This is a genomic window from Pseudomonas sp. NPDC087029 (genome assembly GCF_044745345.1).
Taxonomy (GTDB): domain Bacteria; phylum Pseudomonadota; class Gammaproteobacteria; order Pseudomonadales; family Pseudomonadaceae; genus Aquipseudomonas; species Aquipseudomonas faucium.
Window position 1 is genome coordinate 60,307 of record NZ_JBIVAB010000020.1, and the last position, 26,930, is coordinate 87,236.

21 protein-coding genes, 1 tRNA gene and 1 pseudogene are annotated in these 26,930 nt (G+C 63.4%); 13 read left to right on the forward strand and 10 right to left on the reverse strand.

The genetic code is table 11. From position 1 onward, the window contains the following. From ACIPG5_RS23275 to ACIPG5_RS23320, 10 genes are all read right to left on the reverse strand, one after another. The gene (locus ACIPG5_RS23275) at nucleotides 1-1,140 is read right to left on the reverse strand and encodes a polysaccharide lyase (RefSeq protein ID WP_401378440.1); all 1,140 of its coding nucleotides are present in this window, start codon (nucleotides 1,138-1,140) and stop codon (nucleotides 1-3) included. A gap of 92 nt (nucleotides 1,141-1,232) precedes the next feature. Continuing rightward, complete coding sequence (locus ACIPG5_RS23280; protein WP_176513452.1) at nucleotides 1,233-2,633, reverse strand: alginate biosynthesis protein AlgX; 1,401 nt, start codon at nucleotides 2,631-2,633, stop codon at nucleotides 1,233-1,235. Between the two features lie 27 nt (nucleotides 2,634-2,660). Next, nucleotides 2,661-3,290, reverse strand: a complete 630-nt coding sequence (locus ACIPG5_RS23285; protein ID WP_286912351.1) for an alginate O-acetyltransferase AlgF — start codon at nucleotides 3,288-3,290, stop codon at nucleotides 2,661-2,663. Nucleotides 3,291-3,308: 18 nt separating this feature from the next. Beyond that, the gene (locus tag ACIPG5_RS23290; protein ID WP_401378442.1) at nucleotides 3,309-4,403 is read right to left on the reverse strand and encodes an alginate O-acetyltransferase; all 1,095 of its coding nucleotides are present in this window, start codon (nucleotides 4,401-4,403) and stop codon (nucleotides 3,309-3,311) included. A 9-nt stretch (nucleotides 4,404-4,412) separates the two neighbouring features. Beyond that, entirely contained in the window at nucleotides 4,413-5,840 is a 1,428-nt protein-coding gene (locus ACIPG5_RS23295; RefSeq protein ID WP_236236932.1) for an MBOAT family protein, read from the reverse strand. A 14-nt stretch (nucleotides 5,841-5,854) separates the two neighbouring features. Next, complete coding sequence (locus ACIPG5_RS23300) at nucleotides 5,855-7,309, reverse strand: alginate export family protein (RefSeq protein WP_401378444.1); 1,455 nt, start codon at nucleotides 7,307-7,309, stop codon at nucleotides 5,855-5,857. Next, nucleotides 7,306-8,757 carry a sel1 repeat family protein gene (locus ACIPG5_RS23305; protein ID WP_401378446.1) on the reverse strand — a complete coding sequence of 484 codons (1,452 nt, stop codon included), beginning with the start codon at nucleotides 8,755-8,757 and terminating at the stop codon, nucleotides 7,306-7,308. The genes ACIPG5_RS23300 and ACIPG5_RS23305 overlap by 4 nt, the downstream gene beginning before the upstream one ends. Before the next feature lie 19 nt (nucleotides 8,758-8,776). Continuing rightward, entirely contained in the window at nucleotides 8,777-9,940 is a 1,164-nt protein-coding gene (locus ACIPG5_RS23310) for a PilZ domain-containing protein (RefSeq protein ID WP_176513439.1), read from the reverse strand. Nucleotides 9,941-9,956: 16 nt separating this feature from the next. Beyond that, nucleotides 9,957-11,486 (reverse strand): glycosyltransferase, encoded by a 1,530-nt coding sequence (locus ACIPG5_RS23315; RefSeq protein WP_286912348.1) that lies wholly within the window; start codon nucleotides 11,484-11,486, stop codon nucleotides 9,957-9,959. Between the two features lie 91 nt (nucleotides 11,487-11,577). Continuing rightward, the gene (locus ACIPG5_RS23320) at nucleotides 11,578-12,885 is read right to left on the reverse strand and encodes a nucleotide sugar dehydrogenase (RefSeq protein WP_401378448.1); all 1,308 of its coding nucleotides are present in this window, start codon (nucleotides 12,883-12,885) and stop codon (nucleotides 11,578-11,580) included. A gap of 534 nt (nucleotides 12,886-13,419) precedes the next feature. On the opposite strand from ACIPG5_RS23320, the gene ACIPG5_RS23325 reads away from it, so the two are divergent. The 13 genes and pseudogenes from ACIPG5_RS23325 to ACIPG5_RS23385 form a co-directional block, all read left to right on the forward strand. Next, the gene (locus ACIPG5_RS23325; protein WP_176513433.1) at nucleotides 13,420-13,809 is read left to right on the forward strand and encodes a helix-turn-helix domain-containing protein; all 390 of its coding nucleotides are present in this window, start codon (nucleotides 13,420-13,422) and stop codon (nucleotides 13,807-13,809) included. A gap of 63 nt (nucleotides 13,810-13,872) precedes the next feature. Beyond that, on the forward strand, nucleotides 13,873-14,511 hold the full coding sequence (uvrY, locus tag ACIPG5_RS23330) for a UvrY/SirA/GacA family response regulator transcription factor (protein WP_176513431.1): 639 nt from the start codon (nucleotides 13,873-13,875) through the stop codon (nucleotides 14,509-14,511). Nucleotides 14,512-14,517: 6 nt separating this feature from the next. Then, nucleotides 14,518-16,341, forward strand: a complete 1,824-nt coding sequence (uvrC, locus tag ACIPG5_RS23335) for an excinuclease ABC subunit UvrC (RefSeq protein ID WP_176513429.1) — start codon at nucleotides 14,518-14,520, stop codon at nucleotides 16,339-16,341. 33 nt (nucleotides 16,342-16,374) lie between these two features. After that, entirely contained in the window at nucleotides 16,375-16,935 is a 561-nt protein-coding gene (gene pgsA / locus ACIPG5_RS23340; RefSeq protein WP_176513427.1) for a CDP-diacylglycerol--glycerol-3-phosphate 3-phosphatidyltransferase, read from the forward strand. 63 nt (nucleotides 16,936-16,998) lie between these two features. After that, nucleotides 16,999-17,074: transfer RNA gene (locus ACIPG5_RS23345), tRNA-Gly, on the forward strand. A 420-nt stretch (nucleotides 17,075-17,494) separates the two neighbouring features. Beyond that, a complete protein-coding gene (gene tssB / locus ACIPG5_RS23350) occupies nucleotides 17,495-17,998 on the forward strand; it encodes a type VI secretion system contractile sheath small subunit (protein ID WP_401378451.1) in 504 nt (167 codons plus the stop codon). Between the two features lie 32 nt (nucleotides 17,999-18,030). Beyond that, nucleotides 18,031-19,566 carry a type VI secretion system contractile sheath large subunit gene (tssC, locus tag ACIPG5_RS23355; RefSeq protein ID WP_401378453.1) on the forward strand — a complete coding sequence of 512 codons (1,536 nt, stop codon included), beginning with the start codon at nucleotides 18,031-18,033 and terminating at the stop codon, nucleotides 19,564-19,566. Nucleotides 19,567-19,589: 23 nt separating this feature from the next. Next, nucleotides 19,590-20,942 carry a type VI secretion system baseplate subunit TssK gene (gene tssK, locus ACIPG5_RS23360; protein WP_401378455.1) on the forward strand — a complete coding sequence of 451 codons (1,353 nt, stop codon included), beginning with the start codon at nucleotides 19,590-19,592 and terminating at the stop codon, nucleotides 20,940-20,942. After that, entirely contained in the window at nucleotides 20,939-21,616 is a 678-nt protein-coding gene (gene tssL / locus ACIPG5_RS23365) for a type VI secretion system protein TssL, short form (protein WP_401378457.1), read from the forward strand. Before tssK ends, tssL begins: the two co-directional genes overlap by 4 nt. A gap of 7 nt (nucleotides 21,617-21,623) precedes the next feature. Beyond that, on the forward strand, nucleotides 21,624-23,288 hold the full coding sequence (locus tag ACIPG5_RS23370; protein WP_401378459.1) for an OmpA family protein: 1,665 nt from the start codon (nucleotides 21,624-21,626) through the stop codon (nucleotides 23,286-23,288). A gap of 48 nt (nucleotides 23,289-23,336) precedes the next feature. Then, nucleotides 23,337-23,828, forward strand: a complete 492-nt coding sequence (locus ACIPG5_RS23375) for an Hcp family type VI secretion system effector (protein WP_401378461.1) — start codon at nucleotides 23,337-23,339, stop codon at nucleotides 23,826-23,828. A gap of 150 nt (nucleotides 23,829-23,978) precedes the next feature. Continuing rightward, nucleotides 23,979-26,624: a type VI secretion system ATPase TssH gene (gene tssH, locus ACIPG5_RS23380; protein WP_401378462.1), complete on the forward strand. Its 2,646-nt coding sequence runs from the start codon at nucleotides 23,979-23,981 to the stop codon at nucleotides 26,622-26,624. A 2-nt stretch (nucleotides 26,625-26,626) separates the two neighbouring features. Beyond that, nucleotides 26,627-26,930 (forward strand): annotated as a pseudogene (locus ACIPG5_RS23385) (type VI secretion system tip protein VgrG); the annotation flags it as partial.

A 26,930-nucleotide genomic window follows, 5' to 3' on the forward strand; every position in this document is an offset into this window, starting at 1 on the left:
TCAGCTCCTTGATCCGGGCAGTGGCGAGTAGAAGGGTTTGAGCGGGCCACCGAGCTGGCTGTAGTTGTCCACCTCGCCGTCTTCGCTGTCGTACAGCTGGCGCGCCAGGGCGTGCCGGGGGTTACGCTCGAGGAACGGGATCAGCCAGGCCAGCTTGTAAGGCGCCACGTCGGTTTGTGCCTGGCCCTTGAGTTCGGGTAGCTCATCGGGGGCGAGCACGCTGCGGGCGGCGAAGTTGGCCAGCAGGTCCAGGGTGTGCTGGTCTTCGGCGCTCCACCCTAAACCATTGGCGCGTGCCGATTCTGCCAGCAGCACCAGCGGTACCAGCGCGTACTGGCTGTAGGTGGCGGCCAGCTTGCTGCGCGCCACTTCCAGCGGCAGGTAGGCATAGCTGCCGTCGCTGCTGCGCACTGTCTGGGCCAGGCCGCGGCGCAGGTTGCCGTCGGCCCACTGGATGAAGTCGTCGCGGCCCACCAGCATGCCGGTGGCGGCCACGGCCCAGGCTGCCCAGTAGTCGTGGTTGTTGAAGTACACGCCCTTGGCCGTGCGGCGTGGGTCGTATTCGGCGATCACCAATTCGCCCAGGCGGCTGAACCAGGTTTTCTGCGCCGGGCTCAGTTGCAGCTTGCCGTCGCTGGCGGCCTGGGTCAGCAGCACGCTGCCGGCCATGGCCGCCAGCGCCCATTTGCGTGCGGCCATGCCGGTGCCGCTGGCATCGGGGTTGAGCAGCGCGCCGGCTTCGGCCCAGCGCTGCAGCCATTGGTCCTGGCAGGCCAGGGCCATGTTGGCCTGCTGGGGCTTCTTGGCGCGCTGGAAGCGCTTGCTGGCGTAGATCAGGCCGCCAACGAACTGCTTGACCTGCTTGCCGATGCGCTCGCTGTCGGCGTCGGGGCTGCTGCGCAGGGTCGACTTGCTGGCATCGCGCTGGTCGTACTTGCTTTGCAGGTGCAGGGTGCCGGTGTAGGGCGCGGGCGGCTCCTGGGTGCAGGACAGGGTGCGGTAGTCGGCGATCATGGCCGACTGTGGGGTGCTGTGGGCGGGCCAGATGGATTGCGCGGCCTGGGTTTGCGGGAGCCATAGGGAGAAGGCCAGCAGCAGCGCGAGGTTCTGGGGGCGCGTTGCGCCCCTTTCGCGACGCAAGGCCGCTCCTACAGGCGCCGCGCGATCCTTGTAGGAGCGGCCTTGTGTCGCGAAAGGGCTGCAAAGCAGCCCCAGCCCCGGCAATACATTCTTCACAGACACAGCCGCGTCTCCACATCGGTAGCCACTGTCCCCGGCTTGGTCGGTTCCATGAACACCGACAGCAAGTTGGCCCCGGCAAACGCCGGGTCCTTGCTCAGCTCCAGGTAATACTGCCCCCCGGTCACCGCTGCCTCACGGCGGAACCACACCTTGTCCCGCGCGCCATTGTCGTAATACACGATGATGTAGAAGTCCTTGACGTTCTTGTCACTCAGGCGAATGTCGAGAAACCCCTTCGATCCGCTCAGCGACTGGCGCCCACTGCCGGCATTGCTCAGCAGCTCGATGCGTTCGCCCACCTTCAGCGCCGGGCGCTGCAGCTTCGCCCCCAGCACCTCCTTGGACACCGCGCAGCCGCCCTGCACCGCAGGCACCAGCTGGCGGTACATCAACGGCGAGTCGAGCCGGTAGTTGGCCGGCAGTTCCCAGACGATCAGCTTGGGCGGCGCCTTGGGCTTGTAGTCGCCAGACAGCAGGTACTCCAGCAGCGAGCCATCCTCGCCTACCCCCGGCAGGGCATAGTTGAGGATGTCCACCCCCAGGTACTGCTTCAGGTAGCCATCGAAGTTGAACTGCTTGCTCTCGTCTTCACGGGCGGCGGCGTTACTGTCGCCGACCAGGATCACTTCGGGGTCGGGCGCTTCGTCGAACAAGGCATCGGCGCCCGCGGCCTCGGGGATGGTCTGGTAGCCGCGCACGTACTGAAAGCCATAGTTGTTGCCACAGATGTAGCTCAGCGCCAGGTTCAGCGTGCCGTCCTTGGGCACCATCACGCCCGGCTCGGTGCGGTAGGCCTTCTTGGCCAGCCCGGCGTAGAACGGCTGCCGGCGGATTTCCTCGGCCATCAGCTTGGCCGTTGCCTCGGCGCCGTTGGGCGTCCAGTGGTGGTCGCGGCGGAAGAAGTACTCGCCCTCGGGCGGCTGCTGCACCAGCTGCATCATCGGCGCCACCACCGCGCCGCCCTGGCGCAGCTGGCCCAGGTAGCTGCCCAGGTTGCTGCTGGCGCGGGCGTAGTCGAAGCCGTGCAGTTGCCCCGGCAGCAGCTTGTCGCGGTGCATCAGCCCGCGGGTCGGCTGGATCGCCATGGCCACATGGATGCCCTGGCGCTCGAAGGCCTGCATCAGGCGGGCGAACTCCGGGCGCATGGGGGCGGGGATGCCGAAGTCGTTGGTCAGGTCGACCATCGAGCGGAACAGCCAGCGGTCCTTGCCGGGCACGATCTCGCGCATCAGCTTCATGCGCCCTTCGCCATAGCGTTGCGGGTCGCTCAGCGCCGGGCAGACCATGCACTGCAGGTTTTCACAGCCGGCCTTGCCCGCCGGCGCGGCCTGGCCGGGCAGGCTGAGCACGGCCATGGCCAGGCCCAGGGCGGAGGTTAGAAGCGTCTTCATGTGCCATTCATCCTTGCAGCGTGGGCGTCACTCGGTGGGGTCGATGCTGTTGGCCAGGGTCATGCTGCGGTTGCCCGGCAGCAGCACATAGCTGTAGGAGCGGCCCTTCTTGAGGAACTGCTCGTCGAAGCTGGCGACCTTGGTGTCCTGGGCATAGGCGGCGAAGTCGATCTTGATTTCGTTGACCATGCGCGTGCCGGTCTGGCCGTTGGCGAGCGGGGCGACCACCTCGTGCTTGCCATCGGAGGTCTTCAGCGCAGCCTGGGTGGGGGTCAGGTTGTAGAAGGCGATCTGGGCCTTTTTCGGCTCGTTGACGTACTTGTCGCTGATCAGCGTCAGCTGCTTGCCGTCATACACCACGGTGCTGGCGGCATTGGCCTTGAGCTGCGGCTCGATGGCCTTGCCGGCGACGGCGATCTTGTGCGCCCCTGCCGGGGTGAAGCGGTAGCCGCTGAGCTGGCCGGCGGCGACCCGCTGCGGGTTGACCTTGCCGCTGAGGGTCACGTCGATGTTGCTGTCGGACAGGTTGAGCACGCGCACGAACGCCGAGTCGGCCGGGGCCACCGCGTCATACAGGTCGGCATTGCCCTCGGCGGCCAGGGTGGCGTGGCTGGCGGTGGCCAGGGCGATGGCAGCGAACAGGTGGGTCAGTTTCATCAGGTTCTCCATGATTCGTCAGAAATGTTGCGGCGTGGCGCTGCGGCTGAGCGAGCCGGGCCGGTGGGCAAGCAGGGTGCGCAGGGGGAATTCCCAGACCACGGTGTCGACCTGCGCATTGGCCAGCTGGTCGCTGGCCAGGAACTGGTTCATCGCCTCGAACGGGCCGCGGGCTTCCACGGCGATGCTCAACAGGTCGCGGTTGAGCGCTTCCTTGAGAAAGCCGACGAAATTCCAGTCGTCGATCTTGCTGTAGCTGGTGCCCACCAGCAGCAGGCTCTGGTCCTGCTCGGCGAACAGGTCGTCGGCCTGCTGCTCGGCCTTGAGGGTTTCGTACAGGGCGATCGGGTTGGGGCCGAACTGCGGCGCCAGGCGCGCGTGGTCGAACTGGATGTAGTTCATCAGGTCGCCCTTGACGCTCTTTTCGCCGGCCTTGTGCGACACGTACACCTGGTCACCGAGTAGCTGCGGGCGCTGGCGCGCCAGCTCGTAGGCCGATAACCGCGCGCCTTCCGGGCTCCAGTGGGTGTCGGACTTGAGAAACAGCTGCGGGCCGTCGAGGTTGGCCAGGAACGCCGAGCGCAGCGGCACCACGTCCAGCTGGCGGCGCTGCAGCTCGGCGACAAAGCGGTCGTAGAGGCTGCTCACCCGCGGGTCGAAGGCCTGTTCGGCATGCGCCGCGTACACGTCCAGCTTCATCGGCAGCGGCAGGATCACCAACTGCTTGCCGTGCTCGGCCAGTTGCGCCCGCACCTTGGCAATCTGCTCCAGCTGGCTGCCCAGGTTGGCCTCCAGGTCGTTGGGCACGCGGTACTCCTGGTTGGTGTAGAGCCAGCCATCCTTGCCCAGCACCACGCCCTTGGTGCCTTCGCCGAACAGGTGGAACTGGGCGTCGGCCCACAGCTGCACCGACGGCTCACGCAGGAAGAAGCGCTTGTCGTAGGCCTGCTCGAACTTGCGCAGCAGCTTGCCGTCGACGAACAGGTTCCAGGTGTCGGTGGAGGTGCGGGCGAAGCTCGCCACCGGCGGCAGCGAATAGATGAACATCGCCCCCAGCACCAGGGCGAAGATCAGGCCATTGGCCTTGCTGGCCGAATTCATTACCGGGTACATGGCCGTCTCCTAGAACTGGAAATACAGGAAGGGCGAAAAGGAGTTGGCCGCCAGGCTGCTCAGCGCCAACAGGAAACCGCCCCACAGCAGCACGCTGTGCAGCGCGCCGACATGGCGCATGAAGTAGCCTTCCTTGTTGCCGGCATAGAAGCGCACGTTGTTGATCCCGGCCAGCAGCAGCCAGGCCAGCGCCACCAGGGCAAAGGCCATGGCCATCTTCGAGGCGCCGAGCACGTAGAGCTGCAGCGAGCCGAAGCCGTTGAAGCCGAACAGCGCCTTGTAGATGTCCAGGCTGTGGCGCAGGTCCATGGTGAAGAACAGCGGCATGCTCAGCACGATCAGCAGGGCGGTGCGCAGGTTGCGCCCCAGGCGGTAGGGCGTGGTGACCTTGGTGGCCAGGCCGAACTTGCGCTCGATGACCATGCCGATGCCGAAGAACAGCCCCCAGCAGATGAAGGCGAAGCTCGCCCCGTGCCACAGGCCCGACAGCAGCATGGTCCAGACCAGCGCCGGCAGCGCGCCGGCCACGCGCTTGCGCACCAGCGGCATGTACACGTAGTCGCGCAGAAAATGCGCCAGGGTCATGTGCCAGCGCGCCCAGAACTCGGTGATGCTCTGCGACACATAGGGCTGGTTGAAGTTTTCCGGGAAGCGAAAGCCCATCATCAACGCCAGGCCCAGGGCCATGTGGCTGTAGCCGGCGAAGTCGAAGTACAGCTGCAGCGTGGAGATCACCAGGCCGAACCAGGCATCGCTGAACTGCAGCGCGCCCTCGCTGACGAACAGCACGTTGATCGGCGCCAGGCGGTCGGCGATCAGCACCTTCATGATGAAGCCGAGCATGAACCGGCACACGCCCAGCGAAAACAGCTCCAGGGAATGGCTGCGCTCGCGCAGCTGCGGGGCCAGCTGGCTGTAGCGCAGGATCGGCCCGGCCACCAGGTGCGGGAACAGCGCGACGAAGGCGGCGAAGTCGATGAAGCTGCGGGTGGGCGTGGCGTCCTTGCGGTAGATGTCGACGATGTAGCTCAGCGCGTGGAACACGTAGAACGAGATGCCCAGCGGCAGGAAGATGTTTTCCAGGGTCCAGGTGTTGATGCCCAACGGCGCCAGCAGCAGGGCCAGCACTTCGGCACCGAAGTTGGCGTACTTGAAGTAGCCCAGGGTCGCCAGGTTGCCGGCCACGCCGATCCACAGCAGGCGCAGGGCCCAGCGCTTGTCGCCGGCATCCAGGCGCGCCTTGATGCGCAGGCCGAAGGCGTAGTTCCAGTAGGTGATGCCGACGAACAGCAGCAGGAAGTCCGGCCGCCACCAGGCATAGAAGATGTAGCTGGCGGCCACGATCACCGTCGAGCGCCAGCTTGGCCTTGCCAGGAAGTACACGGCCAGGAACAGCGGCAGGTAAAGGAACAGGAACACATTGGAGGCGAAGATCATGGCAGGGCCCGTCCTTAGTAACTGATGACCACGCCGACGCTCAGCTGGTAGTCGTCGCCGGTTGCCAATGCGCTGCCGGCATTGAGGTAACTGGCGCTGACCAGCGCGTTGACGTCCAGGTGCTTGCCGTCGATGGCTACCGGAAACATCTTCCAGTAGTAGTTGAGGTCGAGCATCTGCCCGACGTTGCGCCCGTTGCCGTTGCTGCCCTGGGCGATGGCGCGGTTGCGCTCGGCGCGCTGGTCGCCGTTCATGCGGATCGGCAGGGTGCCATCGGCGTCGCGCAGGTTCAGCTGGGTGACCCGCAAATCCAGCGCGCTGCGTGGGGTCGGCCGGGTTTCCACAGCCAGGCCGTAGTAGCTCAGGTTGCGCAGGTCGAGGGCGACGAACGAGCTGGTCAGGCGGGTGCTGTAGGAACCGCTGCGGGTGATGCGGTCGGACTGGATGGCATTGAGGCGGAAGCCATCGTTTTCGTCGCTGGGTTTGTCGGTCAGGCCGCCGCGCAGGGCCAGGCGTGGGGTCCATGGCAGGCTGTCGAAACGCTTGCCGACTTCGCCCAGGGCCGCCCAGCCCTTGCTGCTGTGGCCGGTGCTGGTCTGGCCGTTGCCGTCGGTGTTGTCCATCTTGCCGTCCAGCGCCGCCAGCTCCAGGTGGTAGTCGCTGAGCACCGGGTAGGCCAGGTTGTCGCCCTTGAAGAACAGCCCGTAGCGCATGCCCTTGAAGTCGTAGCGGTCGTCGGCGTCGTGGCCGCTGTGGTCGTTCTCGTGCATCAGGCGCACGCCGACCTGGTTGTTCGGGCTCCAGCGGTAGGCGTACTGGCCCATCAGGTAGGTGGTGCGCTCCTCGCTGTCGGCCAGGCGGTTGACGTCGGTGTTGTAGTTGTGGAATTTCTGGCCGACGGCGAAGAACGCCTCGCTGAAGGTGTCCTGGTAGTTGAAGCGCAGCGACTCGAGGCTGTCGTCCCACCAGATGCCGTAGTCGTCGTAGAACCGCTGGCGGCCCAGCGAGGCCGAGAAGCGCGGGTCGTCGCCGATCAGGTTGCGCTTGACGTACAGCTCGCGCAGTTCGGCGTACCAGCCTTCGGGCTGCTCGCGCTCATTGCCGTTGCTGGCTTCGTTGGTCAGGTTGCTCGACTGGCTGGAGTCGTAGTTCAGCCACAGGCGGCCGTAGACCATCCACTTGGCCCAGCGCTTTTCCGGCGAGTACCAGGCGAACGATGGCTCGTAGCGCAGGCTGTAGAACGACTCGCGGTCGCTGCCGACCTGCGAGTCCTCGGGGCCGTAGCCGGTCTGCACGGTGAGCTTGTTGAAGAACTCCGAGGTGATGACCGGCTCGCTGCCATCGGCGGCGGCGACGCGCACCGGCTCGTTGCTGTCGGCTTCCGGGCCGGTGATTTCTTCGCTTGCCAGTGCCGCTGGCAAGGGGGCCAGGGCCAGCAGGGCGCCGAACAGGGGGTGGTGCGCTTTCACAGGGTGGCCTCCTTGAACAGTCCGTTGCGAGCGGCGAGGGCGCGCTCGATGTCATCCTTTTGCAATGTCTTCTCCAGGCGCTTGAGCAGGCTGCGCGCGCTGCGCTCGCCAAGGTCCAGGGCGACGCGGGCGTAGGTGTAGGCCTTGACCGGGTCGTGGCACAGGGCGCGGCCATAGGCGTGCAGCGTGGCCATGCGGTACCAGGCGGCGGTGTTGCCCTTGTCGGCTTCGGCCTGGAACAGGGCCAGGGCCTTTTCCTGGTCGGGCTGGTCTGCCACGCCCTTGCTGTAGTACTCGGCCTCAAGCAGGCCGGCGCCCGGGTAGTGGTTGGCGCGCAGCTCCTCGATCAGGGCGCGGGCCTTGTCCGGGTCCAGGGTCAGCCAGTTGTTGACCATGTAGAACTGCGCCTGCAGGGCCTTGGCCCGGGTCGGTTCGCGCTCGCGCACCTGGTCGATCAGCGCCTGGGTTTCTTCGGCGTTGTGCTCGGTGGGGTTGGAAATCATGTAGTTGGCCTTGGACACCATGGCCGGCACGAAGCCGCGGGCCACGGCCACGTCGCGCCAACGCTGGACGCGGGCGCTGGCCAGGTTCAGGGCATCGTCCTGGGCTTTGTCGCGGGCCAGTTGCTCGGCGCTCGGTGGCAGCTTCTCCAGGGTGCTGGTGGCGGCCTGGCGCTCGTAGCGGTCGGCGTCGAGCTCGGCGCGCTGCACGCTGGTGATGCTGTCGAGCAGCGCGGCGATGCGGTGCACGATCTCCACCGGCAACTGCTCGCGCTGCGCCTCGAGCTGGTCGGCGAAGGCCGGGAACAGCTGATCCTGGCGCTCGCCGAGGAACGCGTAGTAGCGGTCGATGGCACGCACATCCACCTGCACCGCCTGGCGGTACCAGCGCTCGGCGCTGGCGCGGTCGCCCTGGCGCTCGGCCAGCACCGCGTGGTACAGCTCGGGGCGGCAGTTGAGCAGGCAGGCGCGTTCGTACAGGCCCAGCAGTTGCGCGGCCTGGGTGGTCTCGACCAGCTCCGGGTAGGCCAGGAACACCTCGAGGGTGGTGCTGGTGTTGCGCGGGTCGAGGTTGGCCGGGTAGCGCGTCAGCGCCTCGGCCACCCAGGGCCGTTGCGCTTCGCGCAGGCTGGGCGTGCGGTCGATCAGGCGGGCCAGCGAGGCCAGCGCCGGCACCAGGCCGTGGCCGTCGGCAAAGGCCTTCTGGTACAGCGCCACCACCTCCGTGCGGCTGGCGTCGTCGCGCCCGGCCAGCACATCGCCCAGCAGCAGGGTACTGGCCAGGTCGCCACGGGCCGCCAGTTCGCGCAGGTCGGCAGTGACCTCGGCGCCTGGGTCCTTGTACAGCGCGTAGCGGATCTGTTCCAGGCTCTGCCCGGCAGTGGCCGCGCTGGCGCAGGCCAGGGCCAGGCTTGCCAGCAGCAGGCGGGACGGCATGTTCACGCTCATGGGGTCAGTCCTCGGCCAGTCAGCGCGCAGCGCCGAACGGCAGGCCCAGGTACAGGTCGACGGCCACCGCTTTCTGGTAGGCGTCGGCCGGCAGCGGGGTGTCCGGCTGGATGGTCAGCGCCAGGTTGCGGTTGGTTTCATCGACGCGGGCGTCGACCACCTTCCCGCTGAAGTGCTGGTCGAGGCCGAACACCTGCATGTCCACCGACTTCACCCGGTCGACATCGGCAAGCTTGTCGAACGGCACGTTGGCGCGCACGAACAGGCCCTGGTCCTTGGGCAGCAGGTGCAGCAGCGGCGCCTGCTTGTAGCCGTAGCCGTCCAGGCGCTGGCCGGGGTAGTAGACCAAACAGTCGCAGGGGCTGTTGATCACCGTCTCGATGGTGGCGCGGCCGAGCAGGGCCTGCAGGTCACCGGGGGCGAGGTCGGCCACCGCCTTCATGTCGGCCGGGCTGGTGAAGCTGGTGGCCAGCTGGGTGGAGATGTTCGCCACCGGTTGGCCGGCCTTCACTTCGCTGGCGTCGGCGGGCAGCAGGTACTTCACGTAGCCGTTGTCGGGCATGCTGATGACCTGGGCGTTGGCCGCCACCTGGGCCTGCACGGCCGGGATGCGGAAGAACAGCAGGTAGCCCTTGTAGCCGACGAACGCCAGCGCCGCGACACCGGCGGCGGTGTACGCCAGGGTGCCGGCCAGGGCCTTGAGGCGCGCGCCCGGGGTGCGGGCGCTGGCGTACTTGTGCTTGCGCTCCTTGATGTAGTTTTCGCGCTGCATGACGTTGAACAGGCCGTTGATGTCGGCGATTTCGCCCGACATGTAGGCGCTGATCAGGTAGCGCAGGATGTCGCGCTTCTGAGCATCGAGCTCGACGAACTGCGCGCCCACTTCGCTGCCGCGCTGGGAGACGATGCGGATCTTGCTGTCGATGCTCAGGTCGACCTGGTTCAGGCGCAGGCGGATCGAGGCGTCGTACAGCGCGCCGATGGTCAGCGGCGCCTCGTGGCGCAGGCCCAGGCCGCCGAGGGAGATGTCCTGCAGGGCCGTTTCGAACGGCGCCTGGCCGGCACTGCTCAGGCGTACGCGGGCGTTCATCCGGGTGCGCACGTACTGGCGCTCGTCGATGGCCTCGTGGACGATGTTGGCCGCTGTCTTGCCCGGGGCCACGGGAATGTTCGTGCTACTCATGTGCAGGCGCCTTTCCTTAACGTTGCGTGAGTTCCAAAAGAACGGTGATGACCCCGAAGAAGATGGCGATCGATGAGCACAGCATCGCCTTCGAGGACCAGCGGTTGAGGGTGGCGTCGAAGTCGACGCTACCGGTGGCCAGGGTGGTCTTCTGCCGCGTCCAGCTTTGCTGGTCCATGTGGAACATCGCGTAGACCTTCATCAGCGAACCGACGATCTGGTTGTAATAGAGAACGAATGGGTACATCGGGCTGACCGGGTGGCCGGCGAAGACGAACAGCACGGTCACCAGGCTGCGCGAGATCAGCACCCAGAACAGGTACACCAAGAGGTACTGGATGCCGAACACCAGGCCGGCCACCACCGAGGCGGTCAGGCCCATCAGGCAGGTCCACATCGACACCCGCTGGTCGAGCAGCACGTACAAGGTGAACAGCCCCAGCCGCGCCCGGCCAAGCAGGGCGGTGGCGCGGAAGTTCTGGCGCAGCGAGTTGCCGTACCAGCGGAACATCAGCTGGCGGGTGGCCACCCAGAAGTTGTCGCTGGGCGGGTGCTCGACGGTCAGGGTGTGGCTGTCGGGCACGTAGAAGGTGTCCCAGCCGGCGCGCATCAGGCTCAGCCAGCTCGACTTGTCGTCGCCGGTGAGGAACTGGAAGCGGCCCAGGCGCCAGTGCTGGAGGAAGTCGGCCTCGACGTCGCGGATGAACGCCGGGTCGATCATTACCGAGGCGCGGAAGAACGACAGCCGCCCGGTCAGCGTCAGCACCCGGTGCGACAGCGCCATGGAGCACATGTTGATGTGCCGCTGGACGAAGCGCATCGAGTGCCACTGGCGCATCCAGCGGCTGCCTTCGACCTCGCAGAACTCGTTGGTGGTGAGGCCGCCAACGTCGGGCAGCACGGCGAACAGCTTGACCGCGCGCTCGACGCAGCCGGGCAGCATCATGGTGTCGCCGTCGACCACGCCGACCACCGCGTCTTCCAGCGGCATCTGCCGGGACAGCGCGCGGAAGGCGTGGGCCAGGCCATCACGCTTGCCGGTGCCGCGGGCACGCACGATCACCAGCTTGATGTCGTCGCGGCCCTGCACCTCGTTGCGCATGATGTCCTTGATGAAGGTCTCGTCGCCCTTTTCCACGATCGAGGCGATCACCGTGCACGGTACCTTCAGCCGCTGCACCTCCTGGAACACCGACTGGTACACCTTGAAGGTGGTGTGGGTGGGGATGCGAAAGCTGGTCACCACCATGAACAGGTGCGACGGCAAGGCCGCATCGCCCATGCGCTCGACCCGCCGGCGCAGGCGCGGGAACTGCCAGTGCAAAAAGTACATGCCGCGCAGGTAGTGGACGATGGCATTGCCATAGCGCCACATGCCCAGGGTGCCGATGATGAAGATGAACAGGTGATGGTTCGGGTCCAGGTATTGCGGCGCGACCATCTCCGATGCCAGTGCGATCAGGCCGGCCAGGCAGGCCCAGGCGAAGAAGCTGGCGCCCGCGCGCAAGTAGCCTGGTGCCACGAAGGGCGGTTGCTGTCGATCCATGTAGCCATGACTCCTGTTTTCCGCCGCCCGCGCAAAGCCCCGCGCAGGCCGGGGCCTGCGTGGGGTGTTGCGCTGCTGTGCGGGGTGGCGGTTACCAGCAGATGCCCTGGGTGTGGGTGTCGCTGATGCCGGGCATGAAGCCGACCAGGTCGATCACCTGCTTGCCGTTGCCGGCCTCCAGGGCGCGGGCGAAGCGCTCGTCGTTGTTGCCCAGGACGATCACGTCGGCGTCATCGATCACCTGTTGCAGGTCGCTGTTGAGCAGCGACGAGACATGCGGGATCTTCGATTCGATGTACTCGCGGTTGGCCCCGAACACCCGGGCGTATTCGACGTTGGAGTCGAAGATGCGCAGCTGGTAGCCCTTGCCGATCAAGCGCTCGGCCAGTTCCACCAGCGGGCTTTCGCGCAGGTCGTCGGTGCCGGCCTTGAAGCTCAGGCCGAGCAGGGCGACCTTGCGCTTGTCCTGGCGCTCGATGAGGTCGATGGCGTTCTGCACCTGGTTGCGGTTGCTGGCCATGATCGAGGCCAGCAGCGGGTGCTCGACGTCGAGCTGGCTGGCACGGTAGGTGAGGGCGCGCACGTCCTTGGGCAGGCACGAGCCACCGAAGGCGAAGCCTGGGCGCAGGTAGTAGCGCGAGAGGTTGAGCTTGAAGTCCTGGCAGACCACGTCCATCACCTCGCGGCCGTCCACGCCCGAGGCCTTGGCGATGTTGCCGATCTCGTTGGCGAAGCTGACCTTGGTGGCGTGCCAGACGTTGCAGGTGTACTTGATCATCTCGGCGACTTCGATCGGCTTGCGGATGATCGGTGCGTCCAGGCCCTGGTACAGCGACTCGAGCAGGTCGCCCGAGGCCTTGTCCAGTTCGCCGATCACGGTCATGGCCGGGAAGTCGTAGTCCTGGATGGCGGTGCTTTCACGCAGGAACTCCGGGTTCACCGCCACGCCGAAGTCGACGCCGGCGCGCTTGCCGGAGGCTTTTTCCAGAATCGGGATGACCACGTTCTTCACCGTGCCGGGCAGCACGGTGCTGCGCACCACCACGGTGTGGCGGCTGCCTTTGTCGCGCAGGGCCGCGCCGATTTCGCGGCAGACCGCTTCCATGTAGACCAGGTCGAGGTCGCCATTCTTCTTGCTCGGCGTGCCTACGCACAGCAGCGACATTTCAGTGGCCAGGATGGCCGCCTGCACATCGGTGGTACCGCGCAGGCGGCCCTGGCGCACGCCGTCGAGCAGCAATTGCTCCAGGCCCGGCTCGACGATGGGCGACTTGCCCTGGTTGATCAGTTCGATTTTCGCCGGGGAAATGTCCACCCCCAGCACATGGTGGCCGCGGGCCGAAAGGCAACCCGCGCAGACCGCGCCGACATAGCCAAGTCCAAAGATACTGATGTTCATAGATCCCTCTCCCCAGGCGCGGCGAAGCCGGCCGAGATACACAGTTCAAGTAGTTGTCGAATGGCAGACGCGCAGAATTAAGCCGCGCTCAGAAGTGGCGTTACAGGCTGTTTCTTAGTGGTCTATTTACAGACTAAATGCGTTCTTATTTTTATTGCAAGCGTTGCTCTTGGCTTATTTGCAAATCGCCTTATTTATCTCTGTGAAAGTTAAAAAACCTAAGCAAATCAATGAGTTAAAGTTGCTGTTAGTTGGGCGTCAAAAAAACTTCTTCCCCCTTGATGCCGGCTTAATGGCGCCAGATCGATGGCGTTCCCCCTGTTTTTCCGCCCCGTGGGTGTTTGTTGTCAGCGGCCCAAGTTGTTATTTCCCATGATTAACAACAGGTTCGCGCCCGCTGCTGCGATATGCCTGATGGCCTAATACTGGCTTGCGACGGATGCTGACCAGGGGCATAGTGACCACGCAGTCTGCAACTGCGCACAGGATGGTGGGCAGGCCCCAATGACGATTAAAGGAAAGGAGAAGCGTCATATGAACGGACTCGGTCCGCGGCTAAGGGAAGAGCGCGAGCGGCTGGGCATGACCCAGCGGGTGTTTGGCGATATCGGCGGCGTCGAGCCCAATGCCCAAGGCAAGTACGAAAGCGGCGAGCGCACGCCACGGCTCGATTACCTGGCGTCGCTGGCGGCCAAGGGGGTTGATGCACTTTATGTATTGAGCGGTGTGCGCACGCCTGCGCCGCTGGAGAGCCTGAGCACGCAAGAAAGCGGTTTGCTGGGGGCGTTTCGACGCTTGTCGGCCGCCGACCAGGCGGCATTGGGGCATCTGCTCGAGCGCCTGGCGGGCGAGGGCAGGAACGGCCAGGGGGCGTGGCCCCGGCATCATGAGCGCCAGTCAGGTGTGACAGAAGTTTTACGCTAGGTTCGTCTTGAAAAATTTTGTTAAGGTGGCGGGATCCAATCGCCCTGTTGACGAGGTGTCTGCTTGATAAGGGTCCTAGTGGTCGACGACCACGATCTGGTACGAACCGGTATTACACGCATGCTCGCCGACATCGACGGCCTGCAGGTGGTGGGCGAGGCGGATTCGGGGGAGTCGGCGCTGAAGCTGGCCCGAGAGCTCAAGCCGGACGTCGTGCTGATGGACGTGAAGATGCCTGGGATCGGCGGCCTGGAAGCCACCCGCAAGATGCTGCGCAGCCACCCCGACATCAAGGTGGTGGCCGTCACCGTGTGCGAAGAAGACCCGTTCCCCACGCGGCTGATGCAGGCTGGCGCCGCCGGCTACCTGACCAAGGGCGCGGGGCTCGACGAAATGGTCCAGGCCATCCGCCTGGCGTTCGCCGGCCAGCGCTACATCAGCCCGCAGATCGCCCAGCAGATGGCGCTCAAGTCGTTCCAGCCGCAAGGCTCGCCGTTCGATGCGCTGTCGGAGCGGGAAATCCAGATTGCCCTGATGATCGTTGGCTGCCAGAAGGTGCAGATCATCTCCGACAAGTTGTGCCTGTCGCCCAAGACCGTCAATACTTACCGTTATCGGATCTTTGAAAAACTCTCGGTCACCAGCGACGTCGAACTGACCTTGCTGGCCGTTCGCCACGGTATGGTCGACGCAAGCCTGTAAACCCTCATGTCTCAGAATTTCGATGCCAGCGCATTCCTGGCGACCTGCAGTGGTCGCCCGGGCGTTTACCGGATGTTCGACGCCCAAGCCCGCCTGCTCTACGTGGGCAAGGCGAAGAACCTCAAGAAGCGCCTGGCCAGCTATTTTCGCAAGACCGGCCTGGCGCCGAAAACCGCCGCGCTGGTGGGCCGTATCGCCCAGGTGGAAACCACCATCACCGCCAACGAGACCGAGGCGCTGCTGCTCGAGCAGAACCTGATCAAGGAGTGGCGGCCGCCGTACAACATTTTGTTGCGCGACGATAAATCCTACCCTTATGTCTTCCTTTCTGACGGGCAATTCCCACGTCTGGGCATCCACCGCGGTGCGAAAAAGGCCAAGGGCCGCTATTTCGGGCCGTACCCCAGCGCCGGCGCCATCCGTGAAAGCCTGAGCCTGCTGCAAAAAGCCTTTTCGGTGCGTCAGTGCGAAGACAGCTACTACGCCAACCGCACCCGGCCGTGCCTGCAGTACCAGATCAAGCGCTGCAAGGGGCCGTGCGTGGGCCTGGTCGAGCCCGAAGAGTACGCCGAGGACGTGCGCCACTCGGTGATGTTCCTCGAAGGCCGCAGCCAGCAGCTGGGCAACGAGCTCAACGCCGAGATGGAAAAGGCCGCCATGGCCCTGAACTTCGAGAAGGCCGCCGAGCTTCGCGACCAGATTGCCCTGCTGCGCCGGGTGCAGGACCAGCAGTACATCGAGGGCGGCTCCGGTGACGTCGACGTGGTCGCCGCCTTCGTCAACCCCGGGGGCGCCTGCGTGCACCTGATCAGCGTGCGCGGCGGGCGGGTGCTGGGCAGCAAGAACTTCTTCCCGCAGGTGGGCATCGAGGAGGAGGTGGCCGAAGTGATGGCCGCGTTCCTCTCCCAGTACTACCTGGGCAACGCCGAGCGCGAGCTGCCGGGCGAGCTGATCGTCAACGTGGTGCACGAAGACTTCGCCGCCATCACCGAGGCCCTGCAGACCTTGCGCGGCCGCGAACTGAGCATCAGCCACCGGGTGCGCGGCACCCGCGCGCGCTGGCAGCAGCTGGCGGTGACCAACGCCGAACAGGCGCTCAACGCCCGCCTGGCCAACCGCCAGCACATGGCCGCGCGCTTCGAGGCCCTGGCCGAGGTGCTTGGCCTGGATGAAGTGCCTCAGCGCCTGGAGTGCTACGACATCAGCCATTCCAGCGGCGAAGCCACGGTGGCCAGCTGCGTGGTGTTCGGCCCCGAAGGCCCGCTGAAATCCGATTACCGGCGCTTCAACATCGAAGGCGTCACCCCGGGTGACGACTATGCCGCCATGCACCAGGCCCTGACCCGCCGCTACGGGCGCATCAAGGACGGCGAGGGCAAGCTGCCCGACGTGCTGCTGGTGGACGGCGGCAAGGGCCAGCTGAACATGGCCCGCGAAGTGATGCAGGAGCTGGCCTTCACCGACCTGACCCTGCTGGGCGTGGCCAAGGGCGTGACGCGCAAGGCCGGTTTCGAAACCCTCTACCTCAACGACGTGGCCCACGAGTTCACCCTCAAGGGCGATAACCCGGCGCTGCACCTGATCCAGCAGATCCGCGACGAAGCCCACCGCTTCGCCATCACCGGCCACCGCGCCCGGCGCGGCAAGGCCCGGCGCGTGTCGACCCTGGAAGACGTGGCCGGGGTAGGGCCCAAGCGCCGCCGCGACCTGCTGAAACATTTCGGCGGCCTGCAGGAGCTCAACCGCGCCAGCATCGACGAAATCGCCAAAGCCCCCGGCATCAGTAAAAAGCTTGCCGAATCAATTTATGCCAGCCTGCATAGCGAGTAGAATGCCGGGCTCAACCCGCAGCCAGTCGTACCGATGAATATTCCAAACCTGCTCACCGTTCTACGCGTCCTGCTCATCCCGATCTTCATCCTGCTGTTCTATGTGCCCTATCACTGGAGCTACATGGCCGCCAGCACGGTGTTCGCCATCGCCGCCGCCACCGACTGGCTGGACGGCTACCTGGCGCGCCGCCTGCAGCAGAGCACGCCGTTCGGCGCCTTCCTCGACCCGGTGGCCGACAAGCTGATGGTGGCCGTGGCCCTTGTGCTGCTGGTGCAGGTACACGCCAACTTCTGGCTGACCCTGCCGGCGGCCGTAATCATCGGCCGCGAAATCGTGGTGTCGGCCCTGCGCGAGTGGATGGCCGAGCTGGGGGCGAGGGCGCATGTGGCCGTGTCCAACCTGGGCAAGTGGAAGACCGCGGCGCAGATGCTGGCGCTGGTGATCCTGCTGGCCAACCCGCCGATCGTGAGCTTCTGGGTGGTGCTGGGCTACGGCTTGCTGCTGGTGGCGGCGGCGCTGACCCTGTGGTCGATGGTGCACTACCTGCTGGCCGCCTGGCCGCACCTGCGCGAAGGTTCGGAGCAGAAATAAAACTTTTTTGAATCAAGGGGTTGACGCCATTTTAGATATCGGTAGAATGGCGCCCATCACGACGCGGGAATAGCTCAGTTGGTAGAGCACGACCTTGCCAAGGTCGGGGTCGCGAGTTCGAGTCTCGTTTCCCGCTCCAAATTCGATCCTCAGTGCGTCGCTGGGATCACAAGGAAGAGGCCTAAGGGCCTCTTTTTTTGTGCCTGGAATTTGGCCTGCCAGGGCCAAAGCCGGACGTGGCAGCCGCCAGCACTTCACATGACGCCCTCTCTTTGTCCTTGACCGTCCTCACGTTTCAGTGACGCTGGTTTTATCGAATTTCTTCCAGACGCTTTTTATTGATGTGAATCAATTGAAAGTTTCCGCGATAACTGCCTGCTACAGATTTTCTGTAGGAATAATTTCCATTAAATGTAGGCCCGGTCTATCTTTTGGCCCAACTATAGATTGATTTGAAAACTTCATCCAAGGTGTCACCCGGTGGTGCGGCGCTTGTCGTTAGAAAGAAGCGATATTCAACTAACGACATCATCAGGCCCGCCAAATTTCGGGAGGGGTTATGGCTTCGAAGAGTTTTCAAGGCGAAGTGCCAAAGGCACGCGTCAATATCAAGCTGGATCTGCATACGGGCGGTGCGCAACGCAAGGTTGAGCTACCGCTGAAACTCATGTTGATGGGGGATTACAGCAACGGCGCGGAGCAGCGCCCCCTTTCAGAAAGAGCAAAAATCAATATCGACAAGAATAACTTCGATCACGTCCTGGCGGACTTTTCGCCCACGTTGCAAATGGCGGTGGAAAACACGTTGGTCGACGACGGCTCCGATACCTCGGTCGCGTTGCAATTCCAAAGCATCAAGGATTTTGAACCCGAACACGTGGCGCGGCAAATTCCTCAGCTGCGGGCGCTTCTGGCGATGCGCAATCTGTTGCGTGAATTGAAAGCCAATGTGTTGGACAACGCCACGTTTCGCACCGAGCTGGAGCGCATCCTCAGGGATGAAACATTGAGCGAAGCCTTGCGCAGCGAACTGACGGCATTGGCCCCGCCCACTGAGCATTGATCGCGCTTCGACCCCATCACAGGAAGTTAGAAATGTCCGAAAAACAAACTTCTGCGCAAACGCGCAGCGGCACGGTATTGGCTGAAAGTCAGGGTGTGTACCACGCGCTTTTCGAAAGAATCAATCTCAAACCGCTTGCCGAAATGGGTGGGATTGAAGCGTTTCAAAGTGTAGAGGTGCTCTCGGAGGCGAGTGCCGACGCGCGCGTGACGGCATCCATAAGTGTCTTTCTCGATTTACTCAAAGGTGCGTCGTCGAAAGTCGAGCGCCTCGACAGGGCATTGCTCGACAGGCACATCGCAGCGCTGGATACACAAATCAGCCGTCAGCTCGATGCGGTGATGCACCACCCTGACTTCCAGCGAGTCGAATCAACCTGGCGCGGCGCGAAGTCACTGGTCGATCAGACAGACTTCCGCCAGAACGTGCGCATTGAACTGCTGGATATCAGCAAAGCCCACCTGGTCCAGGATTTCGACGACGCACCCGAAATCGCCCAGAGCGGCTTGTACCTGCATACCTACACGCAGGAGTACGACACGCCAGGAGGCGAGCCCATCGCCGCCGCAGTGTCCAACTATGAGTTCGACCGCAGCCCGCAAGACATCGCGCTGCTGCGCAGCATCTCGAAAGTGGCGGCGGCTGCGCATATGCCCTTCCTGGGAGCGGTGGGGCCAGCTTTTTTTGGCAAGGAAAGCATGGAGGACGTTGCTGCCATCAAGGACATCGGCAACTACATGGACCGCGCCGAGTACATCAAGTGGCAGAGTTTTGCCGCCAGCGACGATGCGCGCTACGTCGGGCTGTTGATGCCACGGGTATTGGGCCGCTTGCCTTACGGCCCGGATACGCGCCCGGTACGGGCTTTCAATTACGTGGAAAAGGTCAAAGGCCCCGACCATGGCAAGTACCTCTGGGTAAACGCCACGTTTGCCTTCGCCGCCAATATGGTCAAGAGCTTTATCACCAACGGATGGTGCGTGCAAATTCGTGGGCCGCAGTCGGGCGGTGCGGTCAGCGACCTGCCGATTCATCTTTATGATCTGGGCACGGGAAACCAGGTAAAAATCCCCTCCGAGGTGATGATCCCAGAAACCCGTGAGTTTGAATTCTCCAACCTGGGCCTCATCCCGCTGTCGTATTACAAGAATCGCGATTATGCGTGTTTCTTTTCGGCGAACTCTGCGCATAAGCCCGCGATTTACGATACCGCCGAAGCGACGGCCAATAGCCGTATCAACGCCCGTTTGCCCTATGTTTTCCTGCTGTCGCGAATTGCCCATTACTTGAAGCTGATCCAGCGAGAAAACATTGGCACGACCAAAGACCGCCGTTTGCTCGAAATGGAGTTGAACAAGTGGGTCGGCGGATTGGTAACTGAAATGACCGACCCGAGCGATGACTTGCAAGCTTCACATCCTTTACGCGAGGCGAAGGTGATCGTCGAAGACATTGACGACAACCCTGGCTTCTTCCGGGTCAAGTTGTTCGCTGTGCCGCACTTTCAAGTGGAAGGTATGGACATCAACTTGTCATTGGTATCGCAAATGCCTAAGGCGAAATCGTAACCACGGCTGCAGGAGTCTATGCCTTGAATATTGCGCGTCCGTTATGGGCTTCGGGAATGCTGTTGTCGCCGCAACAATTCCAACAGCAAGCTCGCCTCGAATCGTGGGCCAACCGTTTCTGTATGCAACTGGGCCTTGTTCATCCTTGGGGCATACAGGCAGTGGCGTTCGATAAGGACGCGCTACTTCTCGGCAAACTCAAGGCAGCTTGCATTCGCCTCTGCATGCCGGATGGCACATTGATCGACACTGATCGTATCGACCCGTTACCCGCGGCGATCGAACTTGCGCATCGGCCGGAGGATGCACAAAGCGCAACGGTGCTGCTGGCCTTGCCGTTGGAGCAGGCCAACGGCAACAACTGCCTGTTCGAAGGCCGCACGGCTGATCGTCCGAAGCGCTATCGCCAGGTATGGCGCGAGGTGCAGGACCAGTTCGGTGACGAAGTGCAGTCAATTGGCGTACTGGAGCACGCCTTGAGCCTGCGTTTTGCTGATGACGACAATGCCGACTACCTGACATGCCCCCTGGCTCGCCTCGTGCGTGGCGCCCAGGGTGGTTGGGAGGTGGATGGCGCGTTCATTGCGCCGCTGCTGAGTGTCGATGCTCATCCAGGTTTGCTTTCGCAGTTGGACAACCTGCTGACGCAGCTTTCAGCCAAGCGAGAGCGGCTGATGGGCATGCGCCGTGAAAGCAACCAGCGCATGGCCGATTTTGCCGTGGCGGATGTCACCTTGTTCTGGCTGCTCAATGCCTTGAACACCTTCCAGCCAGTGCTGGCAGACCTCAAGGCCCAGCCCGCTCGGCATCCCGAGCAGGTGTATCAATGCCTTATCCAGTTGGCGGGGAGTTTGCTGACGTTCTCGCTCGATCAGGATGTTGGCAGCATTGCGCCGTACCAGCACGGCAACCTGGAAGCCGTGTTGCCGCCCTTGATGCGGACCATTTCCAGCTTGCTGGAAGCGAGCCTGCCATCGCGGGTCGTGGCGCTGGTGCTGGAGCAGCCCAGTGCCAACCGTTGGCAGGTCAGCTTGAACGACCCCCGCCTGCTCGAACCCAACGGCGCTGATTTCTATCTGTCGGTTCGTTGCCGGCTGCCCGTTGCCCAGGTGCAGAGCCAGTTTCCCAGGCTGTGCAAGGTAGGTGCGCCACAGGACGTGGATCACCTGGTGAACGCTGCGCTGGAGGGGGTACCCCTGCAGCCGCTCAGCCATGTGCCGGCGGCCATTCCGTTGCGGCTGGAGAATCAGTACTTCGCCCTCGATCTCGCCCATGCCAAGGGCCAGGCCATGTTGGCCGAAGGCGTCTGTGCGCTGTACGTGCCGAGCACGTTCGCGGACCTCAAGCTTGAACTCTTTGCGGTACTGCGCGCATGAAGCGGATAGAGCAACCCTTCGCCTCGCGCTTGAACATCGACGAGCTGCTGCAGGACACCTATCTGCTGGTCATCGAGTTGCGCCAGGGCGCCAAGGTGCACAGCTCGCCGGAGCTCTGGAACAGTTGTGTAGAGCAAGTCGAACGCGCCCGTGAAGCACTCGTGGAGGCAGGGCTGGATGCGCGAAACATCGATTTCATCAGCCACGCCCAATGCGCCTTGCTGGACGAAACCGTGCTCGCGCGCGTGGTGGACGAGGCTCATGCCGCCTGGGCCAGAGAGTCTTTGCAGGCCAGGTTCTTCAATACCCATCAGGCGGGTGAGTTTGTTTATCAGGAAATACGCTCGGTCCTGGCAGAGCCTTCGGGCAACCCGCTTGTGCTCACCGTTTTTCAACGGGTGTTGATGCTGGGTTTCCTGGGGCGGTATCGCGATGCCAATGACCCGGAGCGCCAGCAACTGCTGGCTGCTCTTACCTCGCAAGTTGCCCCGCTCGACCTCACGCAAGGCCTAGTGGTGCGGGCAGGTAAAACCCCTTCGCGGCAAGCATTGGCCTGGCTGCATTCACCTGTGCTGCACATTGTCGCCGCGAGCGTGGTTCTCGCCGGTGTCTGGTGGGGGCTGGACCGCGTACTGGCAGGGGCGCTTGCCTCGCTGCTGCCAGGCCTGGTGTGAGGCGCCTATGACACGCAAGCAGATTCGCGGCCTCAGTTTATGGGCAGCTGCATTGGCCTTGGCGATCGTGGCGATCGTGCCTCTTGCCGCTGGCTGGCGGGTGCTCTGCGTGGTAGCGATAGCGTGCGCGGCGCTCCTCACTTGGCTGCGTGCCTCAAGACCAGAGGCATACCCAGGTGACCTGCTTTTGGCGCAGGGTTGCGCCTTCCCGCCCGCTTCATACCCTCACCCCGTATTGCTGGTGTGTGGTGATGGGCTTGTCGGCCTGTTCGGCCCGATTCCCGATGACCGCTTGGCACTGCGTGTGACCGATCTGGGTTGTTATGTACGGGTGCCCTGCGTAGACCAATTGCAAGGGCTGGCTGCGCAAGTGCTGGCAAAAAGGCCGGCGTGGAACGGGCAGCTCAGTGCGTTGTTGATTGTCGATCCTTGTGCCCATAGCGACGCGCCAGTACTGACTGGCCAGATACGCCGCTTTGGCAATCAAGTGGCCATGGTGCGCAAGCGTGGAGTCGGCCTGCCTGTCCTGGTGACGTGCTACCTGCAAACCCTGTCAGCGGGCTGGTTCAGCTGGGAAGCGGGCAAAACCGGCCTGGTGGTGCGGGAGGCGGGTGACTGCATCGACCTGAGCGAGTGGCAGCAAAGCGCGAATCCAGCGGCGCGCCTGGAGACGTGCGTGCAGTTGCACAGCGCCACCCAATGGCTTGCTGAACTGATGAAGTCTGACGGGGCGGGCAAGCGACACAGTCATGCGTTTTGGCCTGCCGTGGCAGTTGCCTTCGTGGCAGGGCCAGCGACGGGGCACTGGGTGGAAAACAACCTGTGGCAACGTTGGCTGCATGAACACACGCGATTGCGCGCCATGCCCAAGGCGCCGGCCACCAAGGTCGCCGAGCAGTCGCCATTCCCTGACCCTTTGCTTCATCTGTTGCCCATCAACGCCCCGCGTCACCACCGATACCGTGCGCAGTTGCTGGGCCTGTGGCTGCTGGTCGGCGCAGGTGTCATCGCGCTGATGAGCTCGGCATGGCAGAACACATTGCTCGTGCGCCAGGTAACTGACGATCTGCGCCGTTACCAGGCTGCGACGCTGAGCCCGCATCAAGAGCAGGCACTGGCAACGCTTCGCCAGGATGCGCTGCGCCTGGACGACTACTACCGTCAGGGCGAGCCGTGGTCGCTTGGCTTGGGCTTGTATCAGGGGGAGCGGTTGCGGGCGGCTGTGCACGCCACGATTTCCGGCCATCGCCGGCCGGCGACAGTGCCCCTCCCAAGCAATGCCCGCGAGGTCGTCCGGTTAAACAGCCTGTCACTGTTCAGCAGTGGTAGCGCCCAACTGAAGCTGGAGTCGACCCACGTGCTGGTCAAGGCACTGGTCGGCATCAAGGCCCAGCCTGGCTGGCTGATTGTCATAACCGGGCACACCGACGCCACCGGCAATGACGAGCAGAACCTGCGTTTGTCCACCGCACGCGCTGCTGCGGTGCACGAATGGATGTCGCGCATGGGCGATATCCCCGGCAGCTGCTTTGCCGTCCAGGGCTTCGGTGCCAGCCAACCGATTGCCAGCAATGACACCGAGCACGGTCGCTCGCTCAATCGTCGCGTAGAAATCCGCCTGGTGCCAGAGCCGGGGGCCTGTGCCTCTCCGGCCGTGGCGTCGGGCGCGTAACCCAGGCCGCATTTGGCGGCATTCAACTTCCAGGAGAAGGAGTTTCACATGGCTATACCCGTATACCTTTGGCTGACAGATGACGCCGGAACGGAGGTGAAAGGCTCTGTGAGTGTCAAGGGCCGCGAAGGTTCTATCGAAGTGGTCGCTCAACAACACAACTTGTACATCCCAACTGACAACAACACCGGAAAGCTGACGGGAACGCGCATTCATGAGCCGTTTGTGTTCACCAAGCAAATCGATGCTTCCAGCCCGTACCTCTACAAAGCGGTGACCACTGGCCAAACACTGAGAAGAGCTGAGTTCAAGTGGTACCAGATCGACGATAACGGGTATGAGGTCGAGTACTTCAGCACCATCCTGGAGAACGTCAAAGTCGTAACTGTTGCTCCGACGATGCACGACATCAAGGAGCCATCGAAGGAGAAGTTCAACCACCTGGAAGAGGTTCAACTGCGTTACGAGAAGATCACCTGGGCCTTCAAGGACGGCAACATCATTCATTCCGACTCCTGGAATGAGCGCCAAAGCGCCTGATGCGCTACTGCCGGCAGACGGCTTTCGTCTGCCGGATCTTTTCCGGTGTGCTGGGTTGAGCGTCCGTTCGAGGATGTTCAACCGAACACATCGCTCCTCGTCACCTGCTACTCGGACGCACGTCTTGCCCGCCTAACAAGGACGCACTGTATGTCACATGATCCAACCCGCCTGCTTCGTCGCCTCAACGCTTATTGTGCCCAGGCACTGACGGCGGCTGCATCCATGTGCCAGAGCCGCGGTCACGCGCAGATCACCCTCGAACACTGGCTGCTCAAGTTGCTGGAGCAAGGGCAGGGCGACCTGACAGTGATTGCACGTCGCTGCAACTGGGACATGGATGCCATGTGGCAAGGCTTGCTCGAGTACTTCGACAAGTTGCCACGTAGCGTTCGCAGCAAGCCGCAACTGAGCAATGAGCTGCAGCAGCTGATTACCGATGCGTGGTTGCAGGCATCGCTGGAGGGCAACAGCGAGTGCTTGCGTTCGTCTCATCTGTTGGGCGCTTTGCTGAAGGCTCCAGGGTTGCTCAGGTGCCCGGCCGCCTGGCCATTGCTCAGTATCGGCTCAACGCAATTGCAGCAAATGGCTGCATCGCTCGATCAAGCGTCGGAGGAACGCCCCGAGAGCCCGGTCACGCTGGGCGAGCAACCTACGGGTGAAAGCCAGGCCTTCGATGACACTGCCTTGTCGCAAGTGCTCGAACGGTTCACGCAAGATCTCACGGCGAAAGCTGCGGCAGGGCAGATCGACCCGGTGTTCGGCAGGGATGACGAAATTCGCCAGGTCATCGACATCCTCGGTCGGCGGCGCAAGAACAACCCGATCCTGGTCGGTGAGCCAGGGGTAGGCAAGACCGCGCTGGTCGAAGGCCTGGCCTTGCGCATCAGCGCAGGGGAAGTGCCTGACAGCCTCAAGCCCGTGCAAGTGCGGGCCCTGGACCTTGGCCTGTTGCAAGCGGGCGCGGGTGTAAAGGGCGAGTTCGAGCAGCGGCTCAAAAGTGTCATCGATGCCGTTCAACAGTCCCCCACGCCCATCCTGTTGTTCATCGATGAAGCTCACACCCTGATCGGTGCCGGCAACCAGGCTGGCGCGGCAGATGCTGCAAACCTGCTCAAGCCCGCCCTTGCCAGGGGCGAGCTGCGCACCCTCGCCGCCACCACCTGGAGTGAGTACAAACAATATTTTGAGCGTGATGCTGCGCTGGAACGTCGCTTTCAGATGGTCAAGGTCGATGAGCCCAACGATGGCAACGCTTGCCTGATGCTGCGTGGGCTCAAGGCGCGGTATGCCGACCACCATGGCGTGCATGTCGAAGATGCAGCGGTTCAGGCGGCGGTCACCCTGTCGCGTCGCTACCTGACCGGCCGCCGCTTGCCTGACAAGGCAGTCGACCTGCTCGATACGGCCTGTGCTCGCGTTCGCATGAGCCTGGACTGCGAACCGCAGGCGTTGGTGCGGCTCAAGTCCAGCCAGGCCGCGCTCAAATTGCAGCAGCAGGCTGTGCAAGAGGACGGTCAGCTTCGGGGGCGCTGCGACGACGACCTGTTGGCCAGGCTTGGTGAACAACTGAGCCATTTGCAAGAGCAGCAAGCGGCCCTTGAGCTGCAGTATCGGCAAGAGCTGGCGCTGACTCAGCACTTGCTGCAAGCGCGTCAGTCTGTAGCAAAGGATCCTGCTGAAATTGCTGAGCTGCAGCGACAGTTGGGCAGCATCGCAGGGCAGCAGCCCTTGCTCGCGCTGGATGTGACCGCGCGCAGCGTGGCCGAAGTGATTGCCGACTGGACCGGTGTGCCGCTGGGCAGCTTGCTCAAGGATGAACACGCCAGCCTTCTGGCCCTGGAACAGCAGCTGTCAGAACGCGTCATTGGTCAGGAACACGCGTTGAACGCACTGGCTCAACGCCTGCGTGCAGCCCGCAGCGGGTTGACCGATGACAAGACCCCGCTGGGCGTTTTCCTGCTCGTCGGCAGCAGTGGCGTCGGCAAGACCGAAACAGCACTCGCGCTGGCGGACAGCTTGTTCGGTGGCGAGAAGTCGCTGATCACCCTCAATTTCTCGGAGTACCAGGAGGCGCACACCGTCAGCCAGCTCAAGGGCTCGCCGCCCGGCTACGTGGGCTACGGGCAGGGCGGGGTGCTCACCGAAGCGGTGCGTCAGCGCCCCTACAGCGTGGTGTTGCTGGATGAGGTAGAGAAGGCCCACCGCGATGTGCTCAACCTCTTCTACCAGGTTTTCGACCGCGGTTTCATGCGTGATGGCGAAGGGCGGGAAGTTGATTTTCGCAACACCGTTATCCTCATGACATCCAACCTCGCCAGCGACGTGCTGCAAGATTTTCTGCATGCGCAACCCGAAGCCGCCGACAGTCACCTGCAGAATCTGCTTCGCCCCGTTCTGCGCGAACACTTCCAGCCTGCCTTGCTGGCGCGTTTTCAAACCCTGATCTACCGGCCGCTGCGAGCGGATGCGCTCAAACGCATCGTGGCCATCAAGCTCGCCCAGGTGGCCAAGCGGCTTGAGCGTCACTATGGCGTGAAGTGCAGCATCGATGAGGCGCTCAACGATGCATTGGTCGATACCTGCCTGTTGCCCGATAGCGGTGCCCGCAACATCGACAGTTTGCTGAATCAGCAGATCCTTCCCGTGCTGAGCCTTCAACTGCTGCAGCGCCAGGCAGCCGGGCAGGCCACGCAAGGCGTGACACTGGGGCATAGCGAGGGGCTGGGTGTCACCCTGGACTTCGCCGACGCCGACGGGGCTCAGCTCGCGCAACGTGCGCCCGTGGAGGCCTGAACATGGCAGAAGGGATTCTGGGCCTGTTCAACCCCAGCCAGCACAAACTGGCAGTGGAGGGTTTGGCCGCAGCACTCGATGTGTTGTCCTTCGAAGGCAGGGAGCAGCTCAGCGAACCCTTCCTCTACCGCGTGGAATTCACCTCGGCAGAACAGGACATCGCCGTCGAGCTCATGCTCGGCAAACGCGCCACCTTCAGCCTGCATCCACCCCCCAGCAAGCTGCCCCTGCTGGGCCTGCCCGCACCCCAGATCAAACCGCTGCGCACCGTGCATGGCGTGGTCACCGGCTTTGAGCGCCTGTCCA

What these genes read in the sequence shown, in the direction of transcription:
- ACIPG5_RS23285 (WP_286912351.1), bottom strand. Translation starts at nt 3,290, where the DNA reads ATGAAACTGACCCACCTGTTCGCTGCCATCGCCCTGGCCACCGCCAGC.
- ACIPG5_RS23320 (WP_401378448.1), bottom strand. Translation starts at nt 12,885, where the DNA reads ATGAACATCAGTATCTTTGGACTTGGCTATGTCGGCGCGGTCTGCGCG.
- pgsA (WP_176513427.1), top strand. Translation starts at nt 16,375, where the DNA reads ATGAATATTCCAAACCTGCTCACCGTTCTACGCGTCCTGCTCATCCCG.
- tssB (WP_401378451.1), top strand. Translation starts at nt 17,495, where the DNA reads ATGGCTTCGAAGAGTTTTCAAGGCGAAGTGCCAAAGGCACGCGTCAAT.
- ACIPG5_RS23305 (WP_401378446.1), bottom strand. Translation starts at nt 8,757, where the DNA reads ATGAGCGTGAACATGCCGTCCCGCCTGCTGCTGGCAAGCCTGGCCCTG.
- ACIPG5_RS23295 (WP_236236932.1), bottom strand. Translation starts at nt 5,840, where the DNA reads ATGATCTTCGCCTCCAATGTGTTCCTGTTCCTTTACCTGCCGCTGTTC.
- uvrC (WP_176513429.1), top strand. Translation starts at nt 14,518, where the DNA reads ATGTCTCAGAATTTCGATGCCAGCGCATTCCTGGCGACCTGCAGTGGT.
- tssL (WP_401378457.1), top strand. Translation starts at nt 20,939, where the DNA reads ATGAAGCGGATAGAGCAACCCTTCGCCTCGCGCTTGAACATCGACGAG.
- ACIPG5_RS23315 (WP_286912348.1), bottom strand. Translation starts at nt 11,486, where the DNA reads ATGGATCGACAGCAACCGCCCTTCGTGGCACCAGGCTACTTGCGCGCG.
- ACIPG5_RS23325 (WP_176513433.1), top strand. Translation starts at nt 13,420, where the DNA reads ATGAACGGACTCGGTCCGCGGCTAAGGGAAGAGCGCGAGCGGCTGGGC.
- ACIPG5_RS23290 (WP_401378442.1), bottom strand. Translation starts at nt 4,403, where the DNA reads ATGTACCCGGTAATGAATTCGGCCAGCAAGGCCAATGGCCTGATCTTC.
- tssH (WP_401378462.1), top strand. Translation starts at nt 23,979, where the DNA reads ATGTCACATGATCCAACCCGCCTGCTTCGTCGCCTCAACGCTTATTGT.
- ACIPG5_RS23310 (WP_176513439.1), bottom strand. Translation starts at nt 9,940, where the DNA reads ATGAGTAGCACGAACATTCCCGTGGCCCCGGGCAAGACAGCGGCCAAC.
- ACIPG5_RS23370 (WP_401378459.1), top strand. Translation starts at nt 21,624, where the DNA reads ATGACACGCAAGCAGATTCGCGGCCTCAGTTTATGGGCAGCTGCATTG.
- tssC (WP_401378453.1), top strand. Translation starts at nt 18,031, where the DNA reads ATGTCCGAAAAACAAACTTCTGCGCAAACGCGCAGCGGCACGGTATTG.
- ACIPG5_RS23280 (WP_176513452.1), bottom strand. Translation starts at nt 2,633, where the DNA reads ATGAAGACGCTTCTAACCTCCGCCCTGGGCCTGGCCATGGCCGTGCTC.
- ACIPG5_RS23375 (WP_401378461.1), top strand. Translation starts at nt 23,337, where the DNA reads ATGGCTATACCCGTATACCTTTGGCTGACAGATGACGCCGGAACGGAG.